We start from the raw sequence: 19,589 nt of genomic DNA, 5'->3' as shown, positions 1-19,589 counted from the left end.
CTCAGGTTCAGCCCTCTGCCTTGAAGTTTTTGGCTTCCTTCGCGCCCTTGTCCTTGCCGTGCTTCTCGGCCAGGTCCTTGGCCTGCTTGGGCGAAACGTCGGTGGTCTCGGCAATATGCATGGCCTCCTTGTCGGAGAGGCGATTGTCTTTCTTGCCTTGCTTGGTGGCCATGTCGAAATCTCCTGATTGGTTTGAGGCCTAACGGCCGGGATGCCATACCGTTCCCCAGCGGCTCCCCGCTACCATCGTCGCCCTGTGGTTTTCCGGCGTTTTTCGTCATCCAATGGGGTGTATCACGCCAAAGCTTGCGATATGAGGGGACTCAAATTCCCCTCTCCCATGGACATCAATCGCCGCCCATGACCATTTCCAATTCCGTGCCGATCACCCCGGAACTCATCGCCGCGCATGGGCTGAAGCCCGACGAATACCAGCGCATCCTCGACCTGGTCGGGCGCGAACCGAGCTTTACCGAACTCGGCATCTTCTCGGCGATGTGGAATGAGCACTGCTCCTACAAATCCTCGAAGAAATGGCTGCGCACGCTGCCGACCACCGGGCCTCAGGTCATCCAGGGTCCGGGCGAGAATGCCGGGGTGGTCGATATCGGCGATGGCGACTGCGTCGTCTTCAAGATGGAGAGCCACAACCATCCCTCCTACATCGAGCCCTACCAGGGTGCGGCGACCGGCGTCGGCGGCATATTGCGCGATGTCTTCACCATGGGCGCGCGGCCGATTGCGGCGATGAATGCGCTGCGCTTCGGCGCACCCGACCATCCCAAGACCAGGCACCTGGTCAGCGGTGTGGTTTCCGGCGTTGGCGGCTACGGCAATGCGTTCGGCGTGCCGACGGTCGGCGGCGAGGTCAATTTCGACGCCCGCTACAACGGCAACATCCTGGTCAACGCCTTTGCCGCGGGCCTCGCCAAGACCGATGCGATCTTCCTGTCGGAAGCCAAGGGCGTAGGCCTGCCGGTCGTCTATCTCGGCGCCAAGACCGGCCGCGACGGCGTCGGCGGCGCCACGATGGCCTCGGCCGAGTTCGACGACAAGATCGACGAGAAGCGCCCGACCGTGCAGGTCGGCGATCCCTTCACCGAAAAATGCCTGCTCGAAGCCTGCCTTGAACTGATGGCGTCCGGCGCCGTCATCGCCATCCAGGACATGGGTGCGGCCGGCCTCACCTGTTCGGCGGTCGAGATGGGCGCCAAAGGCGACCTCGGCATCGAGCTTCACCTCGACCAGGTGCCGGTGCGCGAAGAGCGCATGAGCGCCTATGAGATGATGCTGTCGGAGAGCCAGGAGCGCATGCTGATGGTGCTGCGCCCGGAGAAGGAAAAGGAAGCCGAGGCGATCTTCCACAAATGGGGCCTCGACTTCGCCATTGTCGGCAAGACCACCGACGATCTGCGCTTCCGCGTCATTCACCAGGGTGACGAGGTCGCCAACCTGCCGATCAAGGACCTTGGCGACAAGGCGCCGGAATATGACCGCCCCTGGGTCGAGCCGAAGAAGCCTGCGGCGCTTGCCGCCGGCGATGCGCCGAAGGCCGATGTCGCCGATGCGCTGTTGAAACTGCTCGGCGGGCCGGACCTGTCGTCGCGCCGGTGGGTGTGGGAGCAGTACGACACGCTGATCCAGGGCAATTCGCTGCAGCTTCCGGGCGGCGACGCCGGCGTTGTGCGCGTCGAAGGCCATCCGACCAAGGCGCTCGCCTTCTCCTCCGACGTGACGCCGCGCTATTGCGAGGCCGACCCGTATGAAGGCGGCAAGCAGGCTGTGGCCGAATGCTGGCGCAACCTTACCGCCACCGGCGCGCTGCCGCTGGCGGCGACGGACAACCTCAATTTCGGCAATCCGGAACGGCCTGAGATCATGGGCCAAGTGGTCGGCGCGGTGAAAGGCATTGGCGATGCCTGCCGCGCGCTCGGCTTCCCGATCGTGTCGGGCAATGTCTCGCTCTACAATGAAACCAACGGCCAGGGCATCCTGCCGACGCCGACCATCGGCGGCGTCGGGCTGATTGCCGACTGGTCGAAGATGACCCGTATCGGCTTTGCCGCCGAGGGCCAGATGATCCTGCTGGTCGGCGCACCCGCAAGCTGGGGCAGCCATCTCGGCCAGTCCGCCTATTTCAGGGACATCCATGGCCGTACCGACGGGCCGCCGCCATCCGTCGACCTCGCCCATGAAAAGCGCGTCGGCGACCATGTCCGCGCGCTAATCGCGTCGGGCGTCGTCACCGCGGCGCATGACCTTTCCGATGGCGGCCTGGCGATAGCTCTGGCCGAAATGGCGATGGCGTCCGGCATCGGCGCCACAATTCCGGGGCTCGCCGGCACCGACCCGATCCCGGTCTGGTTCGGCGAAGACCAGGGCCGCTACCTGCTGACGCTGTCCGTCGATCCGCAGAGCAAGGAATGGGACGCCATCCGCGAGGAACAGAGCAAGCTCGGCATCTTTGCGCCATGGATCGGCTCGACCGGTGGAAACGAACTGAAGCTCGGCGATGCCAGGGCGATCCCGGTCAGCGAATTGACCGCCGCCCACGAAGGCTGGTTCCCGAACTTCATGGACAAGTCCAGTTGACCAGCCTGGCAGCCCGGACGCTGATCGCAGTCGTCTTCTGGCCGTCGCTGTTCTTCTTCTGGTTCCTCGGGCCGTTCGTCTTTTTCCTGCTGTCGACGACCTCGAGCGAGGTCTGTCCGCTGCTGGAAAGGCGTGACCAGTTCCTTGAGGCGGCCAATGGCACACTGCCGATGCTGGCTTTGCAGAGCCTGATCTATGCGATTCCCATCGTCTGCCTGGTGCTGTGGAGCCGCCTTTTGAACCCGGCGCGCGCAAGGCATGTCGCCACCTGCATCAAGCTCTTTGCCGTTGCGGTCATTACCGGCGCGCTGTGGGAATACGGCTCATCGCTGATCTGCGATGGCTATGGCCAACCATTCTTTTCGCCCTTGTGGCAGATGACCAGCTATCTCCCGATCATCAACCTGGCGCTCAACATCCCGCTCTATGTCCTGGTGTTCAGCCTTGGCCGGGGGTTCTCGACCCGCGACGACATTACAGAAGATGGTGTGGTTCACCCGCGGCAGGATGGCCCTTAGACACTGCGTCGCCGACAGAACGGCTTCAACCCGGACCAGAAAGGCTTTAGGCTGCCGTCCGAGTCACTCGTGCCTAGCCGCCCAGAACAGGATTTTGCCATGGCAATGGATGCCCACGACATCGAAAAACTGATCAAGGACGGCATTCCGGACGCCAAGGTGACGATCCGCGACCTCGCCGGTGACGGCGATCACTATGCAGCCGAAGTGGTGGCCGAAAGCTTCCGCGGAAAGAGCCGCGTCCAGCAGCACCAGATGGTCTATGATGCGCTGAAGGGCAATATGGGCGGCGTGCTGCACGCGCTGGCCCTGCAGACCAGCGTGCCGGACTGAAGCCAGGCTGGCCTACTGTTTCTGCGGCTGCTTCGCCGACACTGACGTGATCGGCTTCGCCGACACTGAGATGATCGGGCCCGCCGGGTATTTTCCGCCGACGATCATTCTTTTCCCATCCGACAGCGCGGAGACCGCGCCGTCGAGGAACAGCGCGTTGCGGCATTGTAGCGCGTCGCGAAACAGCCGCGCAAAGCTGCCGAAACTGACCTCAGACCGCGAGATCGCCAGCAAAACGGTGTTTTCATCGCGCACGCCGACGCCGTTGCGGATGTAGCGCGAGGTTCCGTTCGGCTCGAAGCGTGGGTGAATCTTGCCATCGATCACCAGCATCGGGCCGGACTGCGTGGCGAAGGCAACATCGCGTTTAGTAACCGCATAGGCGTTGCTTTCCATGACAGCCGCCTTGCCGTCATTGCCCACCAGAAAGACGCCGTTCGGTTTCAGGAAGAAATTGCCTTCGCCGTCGGCAAGGTTGAGCGGCGACTTCTCGCTGCCGTTCTCGACCAGCAGGCCGACCGGCGACAAATCCTCGTGATACATGCCGCCATTCATGGCGAGCGGCACCGGCCTCCCCTCGCCCGCAACCGCCTTGCCGAAGGCCTCCAGCGAGCCGAAGGGCTTGCCGTCGGCACCGACGTGAAAGACAGCGAGGTTGTAGGTCCGCAGGTCGACCGTGCAGACGACATAGGTCACCGCCTCGAAGGCGACATTCCGGCAAGGCGCGGGCAGGTCACCGCCAATGACCAGCGGCGGCGGCTCCGGGCGTCTCGGCCACCAGACAACGGCAATCGCGGCCAGCAGGATGGCGATCAGAAGGGCGGCGCCATATCGTCTTTTCATCATGTCCCGGAGGCTTCAATCGGCAGGGATGCTTGGCCCAAGACAGGCGATCCTTTGCGCCATTTCCGCGACGGCGGCGCAAACATCTTGTTTCGGCCCATCTATGGGTTTATTTGATGGCTATGCTTCGAGCCTGACTCCCACAGGCGTGAAAGGATATCTCATGAGCGGCATCAACGACTACATCGACAGCGAAGTGAAGGGCAACGACGTCGTCCTTTTCATGAAGGGCACGCCCGGTTTTCCGCAGTGCGGCTTTTCCGGCCAGGTCGTCCAGATCCTCGATTACATCGGCGCCGACTACAAGGGCGTCGACGTGCTGACCTCGGCCGAACTGCGCCAAGGCATCAAGGAATATTCGAACTGGCCGACGATCCCGCAGCTTTACGTCAAGGGCGAATTCGTCGGCGGCTGCGACATCATCCGCGAAATGTTCCAGGCGGGCGAGCTGCAGACGTTGCTCGTCGACAAGGGCGTCAGCGTCAAAGCGACAGCCTGATTCTGAGTTGAGACGGGGCAGCCCCGCCCCGGCAAAATGTTACCTCCCCCTATCGGAGTGAGGACGAACTTATGCGCCGGCATGCCGGCGCATATTCGTTTTGAAGATCGGACCCGCCGTGGACCAGCCAGCAAAAGCGCCGCAACAGGCACGCAAATTGCCTATTCCGCGCTGGGAATTCATCGCGCTTTGCGCGGCACTGATGGCGTTGAACTCGCTGGCCATCGACATCATGCTGCCGGCACTGCAGCAAATCGGCGCCACGCTTGGCGTTGAGAATGAAAACCACCGCCAGTATGTGATCACCGCCTATATATTGGGCTTCGGTGGCGGACAGCTTTTCTTCGGACCGATCTCGGACCGGTTCGGGCGCCGCGCGCCACTCGTTGCCGGGCTGGCGATTTATGTCGTGGCGGCGGCAGCTGCCGCCATCGCCCCGTCATTCGCCGTCCTGCTGCTGTGCCGGCTGGTGCAAGGCATCGGTGCGGCGGCGACCCGCGTCATCGCCGTCTCGATCGTGCGCGACACGTTCGACGGTCGGCGCATGGCCGAGGTGATGTCTCTGATCTTCATGGTGTTCATGGCCATCCCGGTGATCGCGCCTGGGATCGGCCAGTTCATCATGCTGTTCGCAACATGGCACTGGATCTTCGTCACCATGGCCGTCGGAGCGCTGATCGTGTCGGCGTGGTCGCTGCTGCGGCTGCCGGAGACGCTGCATCCGGAGTACCGCCGGCCGCTGACAGTCTCATCCGTCGTCGGTGGTTTCCGCATCGTGCTCACCAACCGCATGGCGCTTTGCTACGCCTTTGCCAGCACCTTCATTTTCGCCGCCATGTTCGGCTTCATCGCCTCCGCACAGCAGATCTATGTCGACATTTTTCATGTCGGCGAATTGTTTCCTGTCATCTTCGCGGGTGTCGCCGGCGTTCTCGCTTTTTCGAACTACCTCAACTCGCGCCTGGTCGGCCGCATCGGCATGCGCCGCCTGTCGCAGAGCGCACTGCTGTTGTTCCTGGTGATCAGCCTTGCCTGGCTCACCGTTTCGCTTCAAATGAAGATGCCACTCTGGCTGTTCATCACCTTCTTCGCCAGTGCGATGCTCCCGTTCGGCGCGCTCGGCGCCAATTTCAACGCGCTCGCGATGGAACCGCTCGGCCAACTGGCGGGCACCGCGTCGTCCATCCTGGGCTTCATGCAGACTTTTCTCGGCGGCATCCTCGGCACGCTGATCGGCCAGGCCTTCAACGGCACGGTGACGCCGCTTGCCGCCGGCTTCTGCAGCGTCTCGGTCGCGGCCCTGCTGATGATCCTGATCGCCGAGCGCGGCAAGATGTTCCAGCCGCACAACCCACCCATTTCAGGGCACGTCACCGACCTGCATTGAGCGACGCGCCTTGAGATTGTTGGTCTCAAAACCGCATCCACCTTTATGCGACGCGTTTCAGGATGCGCCGCCAATCACTGCCGTGAAACGAGGGAACAGCGGGCGCCCTGCGATGGCGCCACCCATGCTGTCCGACAGCGGCATCGGCAGAGCCTTGTCGAGCGCTTCGAGCACGGATGACACAAAGACCCGGTTGAGCGAGGCATCATCTCCCATATGGGAGAAAGTGGCGCGCGGCTTGCCCATCAGCGTGCCGTTTTTGCGAATTGAAAAACTCAGCGTCAGGGTCAGGCCAGCACTTCCAGGCGGCGGCTGCCAACAGGCAAAGATCGCGTCGAACATTTCGTCGATGGTGTCGATGGGATCGGGGCTACGACACGCGCGCTCCTGCGATCGTGCCTCAGTGGCGCAGGCGACCAGGGCAAGTGCAAGTGCCGTTGCGACAATTGCGGACCGATGTTTCATTTCGCGGCTCCGGCTTCGCGAGAGATTGGACCACTATAACAGAGCCAATATACTTGACGAAAGCGTCTACCGGCAGTTGGACCGACTATTGCGCCCAGAGTTCCCTGCGCAACTCCTGCCAGCTTTCCTTGTCCGGGGCGACAAGAATGCCGCCGTCGATATGCGAGGGCAGATAGGCGCTACCGTCGATCCGCGCGGTGTAGCCGCCGGCCTCGGCGTGGATCAGCACACCGACCAGATGGTCCCACGGCATCAGTTTGTTGTAGACGACGAAATGGGCATGGCCGCTGGCCAGAAGACGGTATTCATGTGCCGCGCAGCGATAGCCGAACTGCGACAGGGTCTTGGTCTGGTTGCGCGCCAGGAGCGAGCGTTGCGGTTCCGCCAGATATTGCCAGGAGACGGAGCCGGTCATCTGCGAGATCGGCACGGCATCGGCGACATGCACCGTCTCCAACGCGCCATGCGCATGGCGGATATGGCTGCCGGCGCCCTTGGCGCCGATCAGCCAGTCCCGGCCTACGGGGTCATGGATGATACCGGCGACGGTTTCGCCCTTGACGACGACGCTCAGCATGACGCCGAAGAGCGGCACGCCGGAGGCGAAGTTGAAGGTGCCGTCGACCGGGTCGACGACGAAGGCGAGGTCGGCATCGCCGAGCCCCTGAAGCAGCGCCGGATTGTCGGAACAGGCTTCCTCGCCGACGATCATCGCCGTGGGATAGCGCTCGCGCAGCCTGGCCGTGATCAGCCGCTCGGCGTTGATGTCGGCCTCGGTCACCAGGTCGGCAGCCGAGGTCTTCTGTCTGATGTCGCCCTCGCCCAGCCGGCGAAAGCGTGGCATGATTTCGGCCCTGGCTGCATCGGCGAGAAGCTCGGCCAGCCAGTCGATCGCTTGGTCGTCAAATATCATCGGAAATGTCTTGTCCTGTGCTGAGGCTGCCATTGAGGGCGGCAAAGTCGAACAGCTTTCTGTCGAGCAGATGCGACGGCCTGGTGTTGGACAGCGCGCGCAGCATCGTATCCTTGCGGCCCGGCATGCGCTTTTCCATATCGTCCAGCATCGCCTTCATGGCGTTGCGCTGCAGGCCTTCCTGGCTGCCGCAGAGATCGCAGGGAATGATCGGGAATTTCATCGCGGCGGCGAATTTCTCCAGATCGACCTCGGCGCAGTAGCTCAGCGGCCGCAGCACCATGATGTCACCGTCGTCATTGAGCAGCTTTGGCGGCATGGCGGCAAGGCGGCCGCCATGGAATAGATTCATGAAGAAGGTTTCGAGAATGTCCTCGCGGTGGTGGCCGAGCACCAGCGCCGAACAGCCCTCCTCGCGCGCGATGCGATAGAGATGGCCGCGCCGCAGCCGCGAGCACAGCGAGCAATAGGTGCTGCCCTGAGGCAGCTTGTCGGTGACCACCGAATAGGTGTCCTGATACTCGATGCGATGGGGAATGCGATGCGCATCGAGGTAATCGGGCAAAATGTGCTTCGGGAAATTCGGCTGGCCCTGGTCGAGATTGCAGGCCAGCAGCTCGACCGGCAGTAGCCCGCGCCATTTGAGATCGAGCAGCACGGCCAGCAGGCCGTAGGAATCCTTGCCGCCGGACAAAGCGACAAGCCAACGGTCGCCGGGCCTCGTCATGGCGAAATCCTCGACCGCCTGGCGGGTCAACCGCAACAGCCGCTTACGCAGTTTGTTGAACTCGACCGATGACGGCACGTCGGCAAACAGCGGATGGAAGCCGCCTTCAGCAATCGGTTCAACTGTTTCGATGTCTGCCAGCATGTTCATGGCTTGTCGCTTCCCATAGCCGAGAGTGCCGGATTAGCGGACATGGCCGACAAAGAAAAGGCCGCCTCGACGGGCGGCCCTTTCCGGTATCGCAGAAAAGCGATCGCTTAGCGCGAATAGAATTCGACGACCAGGTTCGGCTCCATCTGCACGGCGAACGGAACGTCGGCCAGGCCGGGGATGCGCGAGAAGGTCGCGACCATCTTGTTGTGATCGACTTCGATATAGTCCGGCACGTCGCGCTCGGCGAGGCCGACCGCTTCAAGCACGATGACCAGCTGCTTCGACTTTTCGCGCACTTCGACGACGTCGCCCGGCTTGCAACGGTACGAGCCGATGTTGACGCGCTTGCCGTTGACGTTGACGTGGCCGTGGTTGACGAACTGGCGAGCCGCGAAAATGGTCGGCACGAACTTGGAGCGGTAGACGACCGCGTCGAGACGCGACTCGAGCAGGCCGATCAGGTTCTCGGAGGTGTCGCCCTTGCGGCGATCAGCCTCTTCATAGACTTTGCGGAACTGCTTTTCGGAGACATCACCATAGTGACCCTTCAGCTTCTGCTTGGCCCGCAGCTGCAGGCCGAAATCGGAAAGCTTGCCCTTGCGGCGCTGGCCGTGCTGGCCGGGGCCGTATTCACGCTTGTTGACCGGGGACTTCGGGCGGCCCCAGATGTTTTCGCCGAGACGGCGGTCGATCTTGTACTTCGCGGATTCGCGCTTGCTCATCGCATTCCCTTTCAAAACAAACCACCCGGAGCCTCATGGTCCGGGTGAAGGAAACGCGCCCTCCTCTGGCCTCCGTTTTCGAGGCCTGACAGGGTTTTCCCACGCAACGCGGCGGAAAACCCACGGGACACGTCAGTCTAGACAAAACCCAGGAAACGATAAACCTGCTTTCCCGGGCTTGCCATGCAAAAGAAACAACCGGGCATTGCGGCCCGGTGTTGGTGGGCTCGTTAAACGGAGATTTGAGCAGAGTCAAGCGCGTCGCTGGCGCTGGGCCCGGCAACCATATCACGTCTTTGGCGTTGAGTGCCGTGCCGGATGCGGCGGGAGGTTGTTGCGCCGACGGCATTTAGGAAGGGACTGGAGCCAAAGGAGCCCGAAGTCGCATGAAGAAGTTTTCCTCTCGTTGGTCGGTGCAGCCGTCCTGGCCGGGACGATGTCGATCGCCGTGCCCGAGCCAGCGATGGCCAAGCATTGGCAGGGCCACAAGCATCGTCAGACCTGCCATGTCGTGGTGAAGAAGAAGGTCATCTGGCGGCATGGCCACAAGAAGGTCATCCGCTACAAGGTGAAGCGCTGCTGGTGACGTCAGGAGTTTCGGGCTTGGCCTGAATCGAAGAAGCCCGTGGTTTCGGCCACGGGCTTTGTTTATCGACTCGGTTCAAGGTTTCAGTCTGCCGATTTCTTCTCCGGCAGGCCTTTGCGCTTGGTCTCTGCGAATTCCTCGAGCTGCTTTTCGCTCATCGAATTGTACATCGACTTCGACGCGCCTTGAAGCTCGCTCTTCCTGGTCTCGCCGCGCTTGGCCGACAGGGCTGCGCCAGCGGCCTTTTGCTGTGCTTTTGAGGTTGCAGGCATATCGGCTCCTCCTTTGCTGCCACAGGAAGAAACGTTGCACTCCGGCGACGGTTCCAGCGCTGGCGGTCAACTTCCGTTCCGCGCTCATGCCTGCCCATGGTCGGCCGGCACTGCCGGCAAAACCACCTTCCCGTGCCCGCAACGCCGGTGTAGGACGGCGCCATGAAATCGTTGAACGATCCCTCGCAGGCACTCGCCACCGGCCTCGCGAAAATCCGCACCGAGTTCCATGTGCCGGAGGGATTTCCCCCTGATGTAATGGCCATGGCACAGACGGCGGCCAGGTGCGTGCCCGACCAGCATGCCGACCGCACGGCGATGCCCTTCGTGACGCTCGATCCCGCGGCTTCCACCGATCTTGACCAAGCGTTTTCGATCGAAGCGAGCGGTAGCGACCTTCTGTTGCACTATGCGATTGCCGACGTAGCCTGGTTCGTCGCGGACGGCGACGCGGTGGATCGCGAAGCCTGGGCGCGAGGCGAAACCCTGTATTTGCCGGACGGCAAGGCCGGGCTCTATCCCCGGGTGCTTGCCGAGGGCGCCGCGAGCTTGCTGCCCAGCGGTCCGCGTCCGGCTGTCATCTTCACGGTCCGGATCGTCGACGACGGAGCGGTAAGGCTGGATGGCGCGGAGCGGGCAATCATTCAAAGCCGCGCCAAGCTCGCCTATGACAGCGTGCAGGCCGCCGACGTCCCAGTCGGCTTCGCCGAAATCGCGCGGCGCATGGCGGCGGCCGAAGACCGTCGCGGCGCTTCGCGCGTCGACCCGCCCGAGCAGGAGGTGGAACAGCTTGCCGATGGCACGTTCCAGCTTGCGTTCAGACCGCTGCTGCAATCCGAGCAAGACAACGCAGCACTTTCGCTGGCCGCCAACATGGCGATTGCCGACGCCATGCTGGCACACCGGACCGGCTTGTTCCGGGTGATGGCGCCGCCCGATGCTTCCAAAGTGCAAAGACTGCGCAGCGCGGCACGGGCCTTAGGCCTGTCCTGGCCTCCTTCGACCAGCCTGCCCGACTATCAGCGAACCCTCGATCCTGCCAACATGCAACAGGCAGCGCTGATGCTGGAAATCCGCCGCGCCGGCTCCGGTGCGTCCTACCAGCCCTATGAGGAAGGCGTTGTCCCCTGGCACGAGGCGATGGCCGCGACCTATGCCCACGCCACCGCACCCCTGAGGCGGCTGGCCGATCGCTATGTCGTGCGCTGCGTGCTGGCCATCGTCAACGGCCAGCCGGTGCCGCAAGTCGTTAACGAGGCGTTTTCCAGACTGCCGAAGGTGATGGGCCGCGCAGGCGCCCGCGCCTCGCAGATCAACCACGCGGCCATCGACCTTGCCGAGGCGGTGATGCTGAGGGGGGCGTGTGGGTGAAACATTCAAGGCCGTCGTCACCGACGTCGGTGATCAGCGTGCGCGCGTTCAGCTCTCGGACATGCCTGTCGTTGCGAATGTGAAGGCCTCAGGGTTCAGGCAGGGCGATGGCCTGACGCTAAGGCTTGTTTCGGCCGATCCGGATCGGCGCGTCATTGTCTTCGAACCTGTCTAAAGCGCGTCGGCGACGCGCTTTAGTTTTTTTGTTTTTATGCATGTCCTTGTCCCAAAACCGCTGCGCACTTTTGGGCGACATGCATTAGCGTGCGCTCAATCCAAAACCCTGCATCAGCCGGCTGATGGCGAAGTCCGCCTTTCCCGAGGTAAAGACGGCGATGTCGGGCTCGCTTTGCGGCAATGGCCCGTCGACAGCCGGAAGCAGCGACAGAGCGCGCCGCGCAATCGCCTCGGCCGGGTCGATCCAGTCGACCGGCCAGGGCGCGGTCTTGCGCATGCGATTGGCCAGGAACGGATAGTGCGTGCAGGCGAGCACGACGATGTCCGTGCGCAAATCGTCATGCTGGACAAAACACGGTGCGATCTCGGCACGCACGGCCTCCTCGTCGACAAAGCCCTCGCGCATGTAGGCCTCGGCCAGTCCGGCGAGATTGTTGCTGCCGACCAGCCGGACATGGCATTTCTGCGCCCATTTGCCGATCAGGTCGCGCGTGTACTGGCGCTTCACCGTGCCCGGCGTCGCCAGCACCGAGACCAGCCCGGACCGGGTGCGCTCGGCAGCCGGCTTGATTGCCGGCACCGTGCCGACAAAGGGATGGCCAGGGAATTTTTCCCGCAAGGCATCGATCACCAGCGTCGAAGCGGTATTGCAGGCGACGACCGAAATTTCCGGATCAAAACGGTCGAGCAGCTTGGCGAAGAGCTCGACTATATGGGCCTGCAGCGCCGGCTCTTCCCACGCGCCGTAGGGAAAGGCCTTGTCATCGGCGACGTAGACGAAGCGCCGGTCGGGCATCAGCACGCGCGCTTCGCGCAGCACGGTCAATCCGCCAACGCCGGAATCGAACATCAGGATCGGACGGTGGCTCATTGATATCGGACCATGAAAGAGGCTGGATCAGAAGGCTTGGCGGTCATTGGCCAATGCCGTTCTTCTATCTGCAACCATCATGGTCTTGAAGTGGCGAATGTCAGCAAGTTCTATGCAAAGCCGGCGAAGACGACCTTGCCTCGGTCTAGAGCCCGCGCTTGCCGAAGCCGGCGGGCCTCGGGCGGCCCATAGGCTGGGCGGACGGCACCGAGCGCGTGGCCGGTGTGGCGTTGCGCATGGAAGACTGTGCCGTGCTGCTGGCCATCCGACCGGATCCCGCAGGCATGGGCGTATCGCCATCGAAATCGAAAACCGATGTCAGTTCGTCGATATTGATGCCCGCCACCGGCTTAGCCACCAGGATCGTGCACCAAAGGCCAAAGATCGACAGCGCCAGCAGGTTCAAACCGCTGGACGTGCTTTCCGGATTCTTGAAATCGATGACCAGCAGCGTGCCTGCCTGCAGAAAGGCGTAGATGGCGCAGAACACGATGTAGGACCACAGGATCCAGGCTTTGCCGTTGGCGTCGCGGCTGCGTCGCCAGGCGATGTTGGCACGCATGACCACGGCCAGGAGGGAAACGACCAGAACCGCGCCTGCCATGCCTTGCCGCGATGGACCGGGCGCCGAGTTGACCAGCCCCTCAAAGCCGATCGTGCCAACGATGCACAGCACAGCAAGAACGGCCTCGAGCAGGGCTACGCCGAGCGAATAGAAGAAGAAGCGCATACGGCCGATTTTGGACGTGAACATTTGCCACCCCACCGTTTTGACAACAATGGACGAGAGGCAAATAAAATTCGGTTACTTCAGCCGTTCGAAGCTTAGCGATTTCTAATCTTCTTTGTCTGCCTGGCGTTTTCGCGCAGCGGCCGGCAAACGCCTTGGATCGTCTCCCGGCGAGCCGTCACCGCGCGGCATGGCCGGCGAAAACCGGTCGAGCGACGAGATGATGCCACGCAGCACTTTCAGTTCCGGCTCGGCGAAACCGGCGCGCGTCAAGACGGCGCGCAGATTGTCGACCATCTTGGGTTTCTTGGGCGCCGGGCGGAAATAGCCGCGCGCTTCGAGCGCGCCTTCGAGATAGGCAAACAGCCCGTGCAACTCTTCCTTGCTTGCCGGCTTCATTTCAGGGCTGGAGAAATTGGTCGCCGTCTCGTCTTCCAGGCCCGACTTCATCCATTCATAGGACATCAACAGCACGGCCTGGGCGATGTTGAGCGACGAAAAGCCGGGATCCACCGGGAAGGTGACGATCTCGTCGGCCAGCCCGACCTCGTCATTGTAGAGCCCAAAACGCTCGCGGCCGAACAAGATGCCGGTGCGCAGGCCGGCCATCTGACGCGCCCTCAGCGCCCTGCCCGCTTCGACCGGACCACGCACGGGTTTGAAGCCGTCGCGCTCCCGCGCCGTGGTGGCGAAGACGAAGTTGAGGTCGGCGACGGCGGACGCCAGGTCGCCGAACACTGTTACGGCATCGATGACATGGTCGGCGCGGCTGGCGGCGGCGCGCGCCTTCTCGCTCGGCCAGCCGTCACGCGGGTTGACCAGTCTCAGTTCGGCAAGGCCGAAATTAGCCATGGCGCGCGCAACCATACCGATATTCTCGCCGAGCTGCGGCTCGACCAGGATGATCGCCGGCCCGGCGGCGGATGCGTTTTCAGGATGATCGACGGCGGACATGATCTCAATGAACTGCTGTTTGCGGCATTTCAGCGTTCCCTGCCACATCCGCTCGGCAAAATGAAGCTTTTGCAAACACCGGTCGCGGCACAGACGACCCATTCTGCACGGATGGTCGTTTGCGCGGCCAAATAGGCTTTGATATACGCTCCGCATACCCGGCCGAAGCCATGCGGGCGAGGCCGTTTTGTTCCCCAAAAGCGAGGCATTCTTTTCATGGCGAAGATCAAGGTGGCGAACCCGGTCGTCGAGCTCGACGGCGACGAGATGACCCGCATCATCTGGCAGTTCATCAAGGACAAGCTGATCCACCCTTATCTCGACCTGAAGCTCGAATATTACGACCTCGGCGTCGAGCACCGCGACGCCACCAACGACCAGGTGACCATCGATTCGGCCAATGCCATCAAGAAATGGGGCGTCGGCGTGAAATGCGCGACGATCACGCCCGACGAGCAGCGCGTCGAGGAATTCAAGCTGAAGAAGATGTGGAAGTCGCCGAACGGCACCATCCGTAACATTCTCGGCGGCACCATTTTCCGCGAACCGATCATCATGAAGAACGTGCCGCGTCTGGTGCCGGGATGGACCAAGCCGATCATCGTCGGCCGTCATGCTTTCGGCGACCAGTATCGCGCCACCGACTTCCGCTTCCCCGGCAAGGGCAAGCTGACCATCAAGTTCGTCGGCGAGGACGGCAAGGTGATCGAGCACGACGTATACGACGCACCCGGCGCCGGTGTTGCCATGGCGATGTACAATCTCGACGACTCCATCCGCGAATTCGCCCGCGCCTCGCTGAATTACGGCCTGCTGCGCAATTATCCGGTTTATCTCTCGACCAAGAACACCATCCTCAAAGCCTATGACGGCCGCTTCAAGGACATTTTCCAGGAGGTCTACGAGGCTGAATTCGAGGCCGAGTTCAAGGCGAAGAAGCTGTGGTACGAGCACCGGCTGATCGACGACATGGTGGCCTCCGCCCTGAAATGGTCTGGCGGCTATGTCTGGGCCTGCAAGAATTATGACGGCGACGTCCAGTCCGACACGGTGGCGCAAGGTTTTGGCTCGCTCGGCCTGATGACCTCCGTGCTGATGACGCCGGACGGCAAGACGGTGGAAGCGGAGGCCGCGCACGGCACAGTGACGCGCCACTATCGCCAGCACCAGAAGGGCGAGGAAACCTCGACCAATTCGATCGCCTCGATCTTCGCCTGGACGCGCGGCCTCGCCCACCGCGCCAAGCTCGACGATAATGCCGAGTTGAAGCGATTTGCCGACACGCTGGAGAAGGTCTGCATCCAGACGGTTGAGAGCGGCTTCATGACCAAGGACCTGTCGCTCTTGATCGGTCCCGACCAACCATGGCTGTCGACCACCGGCTTCCTCGACAAGATCGACGAGAATTTGCAGAAGGCGATGGCGTAAGCCGGCAGCCATGGCCAAGCCGGTCGTCTACGGGGCGGACTACAGCGTCTATGTGCGCATCGTCCGCCTCGTGCTGGCGGAAAAAGGCATCGACTACGACCTTGTGCCGGTCGATGTCTTTGCCGCCGAGGGCACTCCCGCCTGGTACTTCGAGCATCACCCTTTCGGCCGCATTCCGGCCTTCGAGCATGACGGGTTTCGCCTGTTCGAAACCAGCGCAATCGCCCGCTATGTCGACGAGGCGTTCGACGGCCCGGCACTGCAGCCAAAAGACGCCCGCACCCGCGCAACGATGAACCAGATCATCGGCATGCTCGACGCCTATGCCTACAGATCGATGGTCTGGGACGTCGCCGTCGAGCGGCTTGAGAAGGAAGCGCCAGACGAGGCACTGGTCGCCAACGGGCTGCGCCAGGCGGAAACGGTGCTGCGGGTGCTCACCGCACTCAAGCCTCCCGGGCCGTGGCTGCTCGGGGACCATCTGACGCTGGCCGACCTGCATGCGGCATCCATCATCGCCTATTTCGTCAAGGTCGCCGACGGGCAAAAGCTGCTTGCGGCGTTCGCCGACATCCAGGCCTGGTGGGAGGGCATCGCAAAACGTCCGAGCCTGGTGGCGGGCTGATATGGGTTCGGGCCATGGCTGACCCATCTCGCCAGGACGCGCTCACCGTCGCCAGAATTGTCAGGGTCAACCACGCCGGTGAGTTCGGTGCGATCAGGATCTATTCGGCGCAGATTCTTGTCGCCAGGCGCTTATGGCCGGATTGCGTGCGATCCTTGTCGGAGATGCTTGGGCACGAGCGCACGCATTGGGCTGCGTTCCGCGCCGCCATGCCGGCGCGGCGGTCGCGACCGTGCCGGGTAATGCAGTTCTGGAGCTGGGGTGGCTGGGTGCTGGGTTTTGTCACCGCCCTGCTCGGTCCGCAAGGCATCTGGGCCTGCACGGCGGCGGTTGAAGCGGCGGTGCATCGCCATCTGGACGATCAGCTGTTTTTCCTCGCCAATCGCGACCACGACTTGCACGGCATCATCCTGGCGATCCGCGAGGAAGAGCTCGCCCATCTCCATCACGCCGAAGAGCAGCTGAAATCGCCCGGCCCGGCGCTGAACTTTTTACGGTCGCTGATTTCGATCGCCACGGACGTGCTGATCTGGCTGTCCACCTGGGGCGATTCCAGCAGAATGACGCGCGCCCTGAAAGCGGCGAAAAAGAACTAGCTAGACGGACCGTCTAAGAGCTGATTGCAGGCTTGCCACTATCAGCCACAGAATGGCAAGCACGGCGGCGAAGGCCGGAAAGCCGCACACGAACCAGATACGACATAGGGTGGCTTTCAGGCTGCCTCCAGCGCCGCCCTCACCGCGGCGATCGCATCATTGGCCTTCGAGGCGTCCGGGCCGCCGGCTTGCGCCATGTCGGGCCGTCCGCCACCGCCCTGCCCGCCCAATGCGGCCGAGGCAACGCGCACAAGATCGACAGCGCTGAAGCGGCCGACGAGATCGTCCGTCACTGCGACCACGACGCTTGCCTTGTTGTCTTCGCCCGCACCGACGAAGACGACGACGCCTGAGCCGAGCGAAGTCTTGCCGGCATCGGCCAGCGGCTTCAAATCCTTCGGCGACACGCCGGAAACCGCTTTGCCGAGGAAGCCGATACCGGCGACGGTTTCGGTGGTGGCCGGAGCATCGGCCGCGGCACCACCGCCCAGCGCGAGTTTCTTGCGGGCTTCGCTCAGTTCCTTCTCGAGCTTCTTGCGTTCCTCGAGCAGCGCCTCGACACGCGCCGGCACGTCGGCCGGCGAAATCTTCAACACAGCCGCCGTCGCCTTCAGGCGCCTGTCCTGCTCGTCGAGATATTTTCGTGCGGCTTCGCCGGTCAGCGCCTCGATGCGGCGCACGCCGGCGGCGACCGCGCTGTCGGAGACAACGCGAACCAGACCAATATCGCCGGTCGCCCGGACATGGGTGCCACCGCAGAGCTCGACCGAATAGGGCCGGTTGGCCTTGGCGCCATGCACGCCGGTGCCCATCGAAACGACACGCACCTCGTCACCATATTTCTCGCCGAACAGCGCCATGGCGCCTTCGGCGATGGCGTCGTCGACCGACATCAGCCGCGTCGTCACCGGGCTGTTCTGGACGACGATTTCGTTGGCCATGCGCTCGACCTCTTCGAGGTCTTCGGCCGAGATCGGCTTGTTGTGCGAGATGTCGAAGCGCAGGCGCTCGGGCGCGACCAGCGAACCTTTCTGCGCGACATGGGTGCCCAGCACCTCGCGCAGCGCCTCGTGGATCAGATGCGTTGCCGAATGATTGGCGCGCAGCCGGGTGCGGCGCGCATGGTCAACCTTCAGCTCGACGGCTGCACCTGGCTTGACCGTGCCGTTCGTCACCTTGCCCAGGTGCACGAACAGGCCGTCGGCCTTTTTCTGCGTGTCGGAAACCTCGATCGAGAAACCTTCGCCGGAGATGATACCGGTGTCGCCCATCTGGCCGCCGGACTCGCCATAGAACGGCGTCTGGTTGACGACCACCGCCACCGCGTCGCCCTTGATCGCGCTGTCGACGGTCTTGCCGTCCTTGACCAGCGCCTGGATGAGGCCTTCCGCCTGTTCGGTCTCGTAGCCGAGGAATTCGGTGGCGCCGGCCTTCTCGCGTACAGAAAACCAGATGGTCTCGGTGGCCGCGTCGCCGGAGCCAGCCCAATGCTTGCGCGCTTCGGCCTTCTGCTGCTCCATCGCATGGGTGAATCCGGCAAGGTCGACCGAGATGTTGCGCTGGCGCAGTGCGTCCTGCGTCAGATCGAGCGGGAAGCCGTACGTGTCATAGAGCTTGAACGCGGTCTCGCCATCCAGCATATCGCCGGCGTGCAGCGTATCCGTCGCCTCCGAGAGCAGGCCGAGGCCGCGCACCAGCGTCTTGCGGAACCTGGTCTCCTCGAGCTTAAGCGTCTCGGTGATCAGCTGTTCGCCGCGCAGCAGTTCGGGATAGGCCTGGCCCATCTCGCGCACCAGCGCCGGCACCAGTTTCCACATCAACGGCTCCTTGGCGCCGAGCAACTGCGCATGGCGCATGGCGCGGCGCATGATGCGGCGCAGCACATAGCCGCGGCCTTCGTTCGACGGCAGCACGCCGTCGGCAACCAGGAAGGAGGACGAGCGCAGATGGTCGGCAATGACGCGGAAGGAGGCGACCGTCTCCTTGTCCGGGCCCTGCCCGAGCGCCGATGACGCCGCATCGATCAAGTGGCGGAACAGGTCGGTCTCGAAGACGCTCTCCACCCGTTGCAGGATGGACGCCATGCGCTCCAGGCCCATGCCGGTGTCGATCGACGGCCGCGGCAGGTCGATGCGCTCATCCTTGGTGACCTGCTCATATTGCATGAACACCAGGTTCCAGAATTCAAGGAAGCGGTCGCCGTCCTCCTCCGGGCTGCCGGGAGGGCCGCCCCAGATGTGCTCGCCACGGTCGATGAAGATTTCCGAGCACGGCCCGCACGGTCCGGTGTCGCCCATCGCCCAGAAATTGTCGGAGGTCGGGATGCGGATGATGCGGTCGTCGGAGAAACCGGCGATCTTCTTCCAGAAGCCGGCCGCCTCGTCATCGGTGTGATAGACGGTGACCAGCAGCTTGTCCTTGTTCAGCCCGAACTCCTTGGTAATCAGGTTCCAGGCCAGTTCGATGGCGCGCTCCTTGAAATAGTCGCCGAAGGAGAAATTGCCGAGCATTTCGAAAAAAGTCAGGTGGCGCGCGGTGTAGCCGACATTGTCGAGGTCGTTGTGCTTGCCGCCGGCGCGGACGCTTTTCTGCGCGGTGGTGGCGCGCGAATAGGACCGCTTCTCCAGGCCGGTAAAGACGTTCTTGAACTGCACCATGCCGGCATTGGTGAACATCAGCGTCGGGTCGTTGCGCGGCACCAGCGGGCTCGAGGCCTCGACCTCGTGGCCCTCCTTGCGGAAATAGTCGAGGAATGTCGACCGGATCTCGTTCACGCCACTCATGACTGCTGCCTTTTCGCGAAAACCGCCGGCACGGCCGGCGGACA

At 62.8% G+C, this 19,589-nt stretch carries 23 protein-coding genes; 12 read left to right on the top strand and 11 right to left on the bottom strand.

The features are described from left to right. Positions 1-7 precede the first annotated feature (7 nt). Positions 8-172: a hypothetical protein gene (locus tag NKI10_RS09980; protein WP_023669098.1), complete on the bottom strand. Its 165-nt coding sequence runs from the start codon at positions 170-172 to the stop codon at positions 8-10. A gap of 188 nt (positions 173-360) precedes the next feature. Between NKI10_RS09980 and purL the strand changes: the two genes are divergently transcribed. From purL to NKI10_RS09965, 3 genes are all read left to right on the top strand, one after another. Next, positions 361-2,592 (top strand): phosphoribosylformylglycinamidine synthase subunit PurL, encoded by a 2,232-nt coding sequence (gene purL, locus NKI10_RS09975; protein WP_352859715.1) that lies wholly within the window; start codon positions 361-363, stop codon positions 2,590-2,592. Next, positions 2,589-3,110, top strand: a complete 522-nt coding sequence (locus NKI10_RS09970) for a hypothetical protein (RefSeq protein WP_352859713.1) — start codon at positions 2,589-2,591, stop codon at positions 3,108-3,110. The genes purL and NKI10_RS09970 overlap by 4 nt, the downstream gene beginning before the upstream one ends. Positions 3,111-3,209: 99 nt before the next feature. Further along, positions 3,210-3,443: a BolA/IbaG family iron-sulfur metabolism protein gene (locus NKI10_RS09965; RefSeq protein WP_010909092.1), complete on the top strand. Its 234-nt coding sequence runs from the start codon at positions 3,210-3,212 to the stop codon at positions 3,441-3,443. 12 nt (positions 3,444-3,455) lie between these two features. On the opposite strand, the gene NKI10_RS09960 is transcribed toward NKI10_RS09965, so the two are convergent. Further along, complete coding sequence (locus NKI10_RS09960) at positions 3,456-4,289, bottom strand: phosphodiester glycosidase family protein (RefSeq protein ID WP_352859711.1); 834 nt, start codon at positions 4,287-4,289, stop codon at positions 3,456-3,458. A 160-nt stretch (positions 4,290-4,449) separates the two neighbouring features. Between NKI10_RS09960 and grxD the strand changes: the two genes are divergently transcribed. Then, positions 4,450-4,785 (top strand): Grx4 family monothiol glutaredoxin, encoded by a 336-nt coding sequence (gene grxD / locus NKI10_RS09955; RefSeq protein WP_023669102.1) that lies wholly within the window; start codon positions 4,450-4,452, stop codon positions 4,783-4,785. Positions 4,786-4,903: 118 nt separating this feature from the next. Beyond that, complete coding sequence (locus tag NKI10_RS09950; RefSeq protein ID WP_023684881.1) at positions 4,904-6,172, top strand: multidrug effflux MFS transporter; 1,269 nt, start codon at positions 4,904-4,906, stop codon at positions 6,170-6,172. Positions 6,173-6,229: 57 nt separating this feature from the next. Here the strand turns inward: NKI10_RS09950 and NKI10_RS09945 are convergent, their stop codons facing one another. The 4 genes from NKI10_RS09945 to rpsD all read right to left on the bottom strand — a co-directional run bounded on the left by NKI10_RS09945 (position 6,230) and on the right by rpsD (position 9,152). Then, positions 6,230-6,637: a UCP034077 family protein gene (locus NKI10_RS09945; protein WP_023706454.1), complete on the bottom strand. Its 408-nt coding sequence runs from the start codon at positions 6,635-6,637 to the stop codon at positions 6,230-6,232. A gap of 85 nt (positions 6,638-6,722) precedes the next feature. After that, positions 6,723-7,550, bottom strand: coding sequence for an inositol monophosphatase family protein (locus tag NKI10_RS09940; protein ID WP_023684879.1), 828 nt, complete (start codon positions 7,548-7,550; stop codon positions 6,723-6,725). Next, positions 7,540-8,427: a tRNA 2-thiocytidine(32) synthetase TtcA gene (ttcA, locus tag NKI10_RS09935; protein ID WP_023734529.1), complete on the bottom strand. Its 888-nt coding sequence runs from the start codon at positions 8,425-8,427 to the stop codon at positions 7,540-7,542. Before ttcA ends, NKI10_RS09940 begins: the two co-directional genes overlap by 11 nt. Before the next feature lie 107 nt (positions 8,428-8,534). Beyond that, positions 8,535-9,152 (bottom strand): 30S ribosomal protein S4, encoded by a 618-nt coding sequence (gene rpsD, locus NKI10_RS09930; protein WP_023669107.1) that lies wholly within the window; start codon positions 9,150-9,152, stop codon positions 8,535-8,537. A 406-nt stretch (positions 9,153-9,558) separates the two neighbouring features. Here rpsD and NKI10_RS09925 point away from each other — a divergent pair, with 406 nt between their 5' ends. Further along, a complete protein-coding gene (locus NKI10_RS09925; protein WP_023731159.1) occupies positions 9,559-9,738 on the top strand; it encodes a hypothetical protein in 180 nt (59 codons plus the stop codon). An 83-nt stretch (positions 9,739-9,821) separates the two neighbouring features. On the opposite strand, the gene NKI10_RS09920 is transcribed toward NKI10_RS09925, so the two are convergent. After that, on the bottom strand, positions 9,822-10,010 hold the full coding sequence (locus NKI10_RS09920; RefSeq protein WP_023684876.1) for a DUF3008 family protein: 189 nt from the start codon (positions 10,008-10,010) through the stop codon (positions 9,822-9,824). Positions 10,011-10,172: 162 nt separating this feature from the next. Here NKI10_RS09920 and NKI10_RS09915 point away from each other — a divergent pair, with 162 nt between their 5' ends. Together NKI10_RS09915 and NKI10_RS09910 are read left to right on the top strand one after the other, a co-directional pair. Further along, positions 10,173-11,381, top strand: a complete 1,209-nt coding sequence (locus NKI10_RS09915; protein WP_352859708.1) for a ribonuclease catalytic domain-containing protein — start codon at positions 10,173-10,175, stop codon at positions 11,379-11,381. Then, positions 11,374-11,556, top strand: coding sequence for a hypothetical protein (locus tag NKI10_RS09910; protein ID WP_352859707.1), 183 nt, complete (start codon positions 11,374-11,376; stop codon positions 11,554-11,556). The genes NKI10_RS09915 and NKI10_RS09910 overlap by 8 nt, the downstream gene beginning before the upstream one ends. A gap of 84 nt (positions 11,557-11,640) precedes the next feature. Here the strand turns inward: NKI10_RS09910 and murI are convergent, their stop codons facing one another. The 3 genes from murI to NKI10_RS09895 all read right to left on the bottom strand — a co-directional run bounded on the left by murI (position 11,641) and on the right by NKI10_RS09895 (position 14,113). After that, entirely contained in the window at positions 11,641-12,429 is a 789-nt protein-coding gene (gene murI / locus NKI10_RS09905; RefSeq protein WP_023684874.1) for a glutamate racemase, read from the bottom strand. Positions 12,430-12,574: 145 nt separating this feature from the next. Beyond that, positions 12,575-13,183 carry a DUF805 domain-containing protein gene (locus tag NKI10_RS09900; RefSeq protein WP_023690201.1) on the bottom strand — a complete coding sequence of 203 codons (609 nt, stop codon included), beginning with the start codon at positions 13,181-13,183 and terminating at the stop codon, positions 12,575-12,577. Positions 13,184-13,264: 81 nt separating this feature from the next. After that, positions 13,265-14,113, bottom strand: coding sequence for an RNA methyltransferase (locus NKI10_RS09895; protein WP_023690202.1), 849 nt, complete (start codon positions 14,111-14,113; stop codon positions 13,265-13,267). Between NKI10_RS09895 and NKI10_RS09890 the strand changes: the two genes are divergently transcribed. The 4 genes from NKI10_RS09890 to NKI10_RS09875 all read left to right on the top strand — a co-directional run bounded on the left by NKI10_RS09890 (position 14,096) and on the right by NKI10_RS09875 (position 16,762). Then, complete coding sequence (locus NKI10_RS09890) at positions 14,096-14,248, top strand: hypothetical protein (protein WP_023756448.1); 153 nt, start codon at positions 14,096-14,098, stop codon at positions 14,246-14,248. The two genes, NKI10_RS09895 and NKI10_RS09890, sit on opposite strands and share 18 nt — an antisense overlap. A gap of 81 nt (positions 14,249-14,329) precedes the next feature. After that, positions 14,330-15,541 carry an NADP-dependent isocitrate dehydrogenase gene (locus NKI10_RS09885; RefSeq protein ID WP_023669114.1) on the top strand — a complete coding sequence of 404 codons (1,212 nt, stop codon included), beginning with the start codon at positions 14,330-14,332 and terminating at the stop codon, positions 15,539-15,541. Between the two features lie 10 nt (positions 15,542-15,551). After that, the gene (locus NKI10_RS09880; protein ID WP_023825120.1) at positions 15,552-16,166 is read left to right on the top strand and encodes a glutathione S-transferase family protein; all 615 of its coding nucleotides are present in this window, start codon (positions 15,552-15,554) and stop codon (positions 16,164-16,166) included. A 14-nt stretch (positions 16,167-16,180) separates the two neighbouring features. Continuing rightward, positions 16,181-16,762 carry a demethoxyubiquinone hydroxylase family protein gene (locus tag NKI10_RS09875; protein ID WP_352859704.1) on the top strand — a complete coding sequence of 194 codons (582 nt, stop codon included), beginning with the start codon at positions 16,181-16,183 and terminating at the stop codon, positions 16,760-16,762. Positions 16,763-16,878: 116 nt separating this feature from the next. Here NKI10_RS09875 and alaS read toward each other — a convergent pair whose 3' ends face one another. Then, the gene (gene alaS, locus NKI10_RS09870) at positions 16,879-19,545 is read right to left on the bottom strand and encodes an alanine--tRNA ligase (RefSeq protein WP_352859702.1); all 2,667 of its coding nucleotides are present in this window, start codon (positions 19,543-19,545) and stop codon (positions 16,879-16,881) included. Between the last annotated feature and the right edge of the window lie 44 nt (positions 19,546-19,589).

The organism is Mesorhizobium sp. M0802 (assembly GCF_040320115.1).
Lineage (GTDB): Bacteria > Pseudomonadota > Alphaproteobacteria > Rhizobiales > Rhizobiaceae > Mesorhizobium.
This window is presented reverse-complemented; position numbering and strand designations above follow the sequence as displayed.